6 protein-coding genes are annotated in these 3,971 nt (G+C 71.7%); 2 read left to right on the top strand and 4 right to left on the bottom strand.

Annotated elements, in window-relative coordinates; all coding sequences use genetic code 11:
- From R1101_RS27320 to R1101_RS0117770, 3 genes are all read right to left on the bottom strand, one after another.
- The coding region (locus R1101_RS27320) for an anthranilate synthase component II (RefSeq protein ID WP_198420296.1) at nt 1–526 on the bottom strand (526 nt) is incomplete at its 3' end.
- A gap of 7 nt (nt 527–533) precedes the next feature.
- Nucleotides 534–923, bottom strand: coding sequence for a chorismate mutase (locus tag R1101_RS0117765; protein WP_016934706.1), 390 nt, complete (start codon nt 921–923; stop codon nt 534–536).
- Between the two features lie 258 nt (nt 924–1,181).
- On the bottom strand, nt 1,182–1,520 hold the full coding sequence (locus tag R1101_RS0117770; protein ID WP_006554802.1) for an RNA polymerase-binding protein RbpA: 339 nt from the start codon (nt 1,518–1,520) through the stop codon (nt 1,182–1,184).
- Between the two features lie 207 nt (nt 1,521–1,727).
- Here R1101_RS0117770 and R1101_RS0117775 point away from each other — a divergent pair, with 207 nt between their 5' ends.
- Complete coding sequence (locus tag R1101_RS0117775; protein ID WP_016934708.1) at nt 1,728–2,069, top strand: hypothetical protein; 342 nt, start codon at nt 1,728–1,730, stop codon at nt 2,067–2,069.
- Nucleotides 2,070–2,076: 7 nt separating this feature from the next.
- Here R1101_RS0117775 and R1101_RS0117780 read toward each other — a convergent pair whose 3' ends face one another.
- On the bottom strand, nt 2,077–2,664 hold the full coding sequence (locus tag R1101_RS0117780) for a hypothetical protein (RefSeq protein ID WP_016934709.1): 588 nt from the start codon (nt 2,662–2,664) through the stop codon (nt 2,077–2,079).
- 543 nt (nt 2,665–3,207) lie between these two features.
- Between R1101_RS0117780 and R1101_RS27325 the strand changes: the two genes are divergently transcribed.
- Nucleotides 3,208–3,971, top strand: a 764-nt coding sequence (locus R1101_RS27325) for a condensation domain-containing protein (RefSeq protein WP_037224004.1), incomplete at its 3' end; no start/stop codon positions are given.

The following is a 3,971-nucleotide window of genomic DNA, read 5'->3' on the forward strand; positions in this document are numbered from 1 at the left end:
CGGGATGGAACTGCACCCCCCACAACGGGCGGTGCCGGTGCGCGACGGCCATGAGCAGACCGTCCGGGGTCCGGGCGGTGGCGGTGAGGTCGGCGGGGACCGGGTCGGCGATCAGCGAGTGGTAGCGCACCGCCTCGAACGGGGAGGGCAGGCCGGCGAACAGACCGGTGCCGTCGTGCAGGATCGGGCTGGTGCGGCCGTGCACCGGTTCGGGGGCGGTGATCACGGCGCTGCCGAACAACTGGCACAGTCCCTGATGGCCGAGGCACACCCCGAGCAGTGGCACCCCCGCGTCGGTGAGGGCGCGGGCGCTGATCCCGAAGTCCCGCGCCCGGTCGGGTCGGCCCGGGCCGGGGGAGATCACGATGTTGTCGAACGGTTCGGCGACGAGCTCGTCCCAGCCGCGGTCGTTGGTGATCACCCGCGGCGGGACGCCGTTGACGCGGGTGATCAGGTCGTAGAGGTTGTAGGTGAACGAATCGTAGTTGTCGATCAACACCGTGCGGATCGGGCGGGGCGCGGACACGACGACCTCAGTTCGTGCCGTCGACGCCGCGGCGACGACCGGAGGGGATCCGGTCCGCGGTGTCACCACCGGAGACGATGTGGTCCTCGACCCGGCAGGCCTCGTCGATGAGCAGGGTGTACAGCGACCGCACGAAGTCGCCGGACAGGCCGTGCCGGTGCGCGTAGTCCTGGGCGCGGCGGTGCACCACCTCCATGCGACCGGGTTGCATCACGTCGAGGCCGTGGCGTTGCTTGAGTTCGGCGACGCGTCCGCACACCTCGAGGCGGGCGCGGACCCCGTCGAGCAGGGCCCGGTCGATGTCGTCGAGTTCGGCTCGCAGATCGGCCAATTCGTCGGCGGCGGCCTGTGCCGGCGGCGCCTCCGCCGCGGTGTGGTGACGGTCGGTCACGGACACTCACCCCCTTGCAGACGACCCGCCGGAACACCGGCGCGGGGTCGAGGATCAGGCGTGCCGATCATGGTCGGTCGGCGTGCGATCATGATTGCACGCACCGCGAGGGCGATATCGACGATTGATCGATTCGTGGCGGGGCCGCAACCGAATTCGCGGGACCACCCGCACGTCCTGCGTGTGGTTCCGGGCCCGGAAACGACGTGTGCCGCCCCGGACGATCGTCCGGGGCGGCACACGTGCGAGTGGGCGGGGCGGCTGTCAGGCGCCGCGGCGCTTGGCCTTGAGCAGGTCCAGGCGCTCCTTGAGCAGGTCCTCGAGTTCCTCGACGGAGCGGCGCTCGAGCAGCATGTCCCAGTGGGTGCGCGGCGGCTTGACCTTCTTCGGCTCCGGTGCGGCGCCCTCGACCAGGGTGCCCTCGAGCCCGTTCTTGCAGATCCAGGTGCCGGGGATCTCCGCGTCGTCCGCGAACGGCACGTCGTATTCTTCGCCGTTGTCGCAGCGGTAGCGCGCGATTCGCCGCGGCGCCAGATCGTGGTCGCGGTCGGTCTCGTAGCTCACCGCCCCGAGTCGGCTGCCTCGCAGTACACGATCTGCCATGGTGGTGTCCTTCCTTGTGTGCTCCGCCCGGGTGACGATGCCGTGCGGCATCGACGCCGAGCCCGACGTCCACTGTGCTCAACGTCGACGGAGCCGAATCCGTTCCCGCGGCCCACCGAGGAGCCGAGGTGCCAGTCTACCGACCCACCGCCCCACCGCGCGCACGGTGTCCGCACCGCCCGGGCGGCGGTGGGGCCGGGCAGTACAGTGACGCTCGTGACCGGACGTGACACGCGAGCGAGCACGTGCCTGTGGTGCGGGCGCCCGGTACCGGAGATCGGCACCGGGCGGCGGCGGCGCTATTGCCGCCAGTCGTGCCGGCAACGCGCCTACGAGCAGCGCAGCAGCACCCGCCGTGCCGGGCTGCCCGCGGACGCGGTGGTGCTCACCGCCGCCGAGGTCGAGGCGCTCGCCGACCGCGCGTTCCGGGTGCGCTGCGCCGCCGAGGACGTGGCCACCGCGGTCGCCGAGGGCGCGGCCGCCGGCGAACTGACCGCGCTGTGCGCGGAGCTGCTCGACCTGGCCCGCGACGCCGAACGCCTGCGCTGACACGGGCTCAGACGAAGAAACCACCCATGGTGTAGACGACCTGGCAGAACGCCCCGTTCGTGTACCGCAGGGAGCCGAACAAGGCGCCCATCACCGCGCCGGGACCGGTGTCGACGACCGTCGACTGCAGTCCGCCCCCGTGGTTGTCGAGGGTGGCGACCCCGGCGCGGAAGTTCTCCATGTTCATCCACACGAACGTCAGGTCCGAGCCGGCGACCGGCGCCCCCGCGGTGGGTTCGGCGAACACCTCGATCGCCCCGGACGGCACCTGACCGTGCGGGCCGGGATGCACCCAGGCGTTGGTCATCGCGAACGGCACGAGGCCGCCGCCGCAACCGGGACCGACGGTCGGGGCGGGCGCGGTGAACGGCTGCGGGATGTTCTTCGGCGGCGGCGCGAACGGATCCGCCGAGCCGGACTCGGCGACGAGTCGTTCGAGCGCGGCGAGGGTCTCGGGGGAGTCGGCGACCTCCGCACGGAGCCGGTCGAGCGGCATCCCCGGTGGGGCCGGATCGGCGGCGGCCCGGGCCGGGACCGTCAGCAGGGCGGCGGCGAGCAGGGCGGCGGCGAGCGGTGCGGATCGGCGACGCAACATCTCGGGCTCCTTCGAGTGGGGGCGAGCGGGCGGGCGAGACGATCCGGTCGCGATCCGGTCACGCACGGGTCGCGGCGCGGGGCCACGAAGATGACGGCCGGCTTCGAGAATAAGGAGCACTGTCCGGTTTCGGAGCGTTTCCGCCGAGCCCGATCCGGGTTCGCCCGCGTTCCCGATCGTCACGCCCGTCACGAACAGGACAATCCTCCCGCACGCCGGGAAAACGTTATCGAAACGCGACGAAAGCCGTGGAGAGCAACCGATTTCCGAGGTCACCCCCGCTTCCGGGGGGCCGTTGCGGTGGTGGGACGGAGACGCCGGAGGCGCCGCGGCGGGTGCCGGCGCGACCGTCGCCGCAATCCGGTCGTACCACCCGGGCAGGTGGTCTAGCTTGTTGTGTGGTCCCGGTCACACGGGAGTATACGATCGAACGGGGGTCCGATCGCGGCGCCGCACGCCCGGGCGGCACCGGGGTCGCCCCTCGCACGCGATGTCGGGGGACACACGCCGATCACGGCCAACAACATCGCTTTCGGAGGGGACATGTCGTTGCGACACCGTCGTCCGCAGATACCGGCCGGAGCTTTTCCACTGTCGTCCGCGCAACGAGCCATCTGGTTCGCGCAACAGCTCGCACCCGAGGTGCCGGTGTGTATCGCGCAGTACGTCGATCTGCGCGGCGCCCCGGACCTGGATCTGCTGCGCCGCTGCGGATACCGCGCCGGCGCCGAGTTCCAGTCGGCCTATCTGCGGGTCGTCGACGTCGACGGTGAACCCGTCCAGTACGTCGACCCCGCCGTCGAGGACCGCACCGAGATCCCACTGCTCGACTTCCGCGGCCACCCCGACCCGATGGCGGCGGCGCACGCCTGGATGACCGCCGACTACGCCACCCCGGTCGATCTGGCCACCGACCTGCTGGTGAACATGACGCTCCTGCAGGTCGCCGACGACCGGTTCCTCTGGTACGCGCGCATCCACCACGTGGCCCTCGACGGGTTCGCGGCGATGACGATGGTCAACCGGATCGCCGCGCTGTACACCGCGCAGGTGCAGGGCCGCGAACCCGCACCGTCCCGCGCCGCCGACCTGCGCGCCCTCTACGACTGGGACCGCGACTACCGCACCTCCGAGCGCTACCGCACCGACCGCGACTACTGGATCGAACGGGTCGCCGGACTCGAGGACGGCTCCACCCTGGCCCGGCGCGACGCCCCCACCGCCGCGGTGTCGCTGCTGTCGAGCCGCATCCTGCCGGACACACTCGTCGACGCCCTGACCGCCGTGGACGACGAACCGGGCCTGTC

It is taken from the genome of Rhodococcus sp. R1101 (assembly GCF_000278445.1).
Taxonomy (GTDB): Bacteria; Actinomycetota; Actinomycetes; order Mycobacteriales; family Mycobacteriaceae; genus Rhodococcus; species Rhodococcus gordoniae.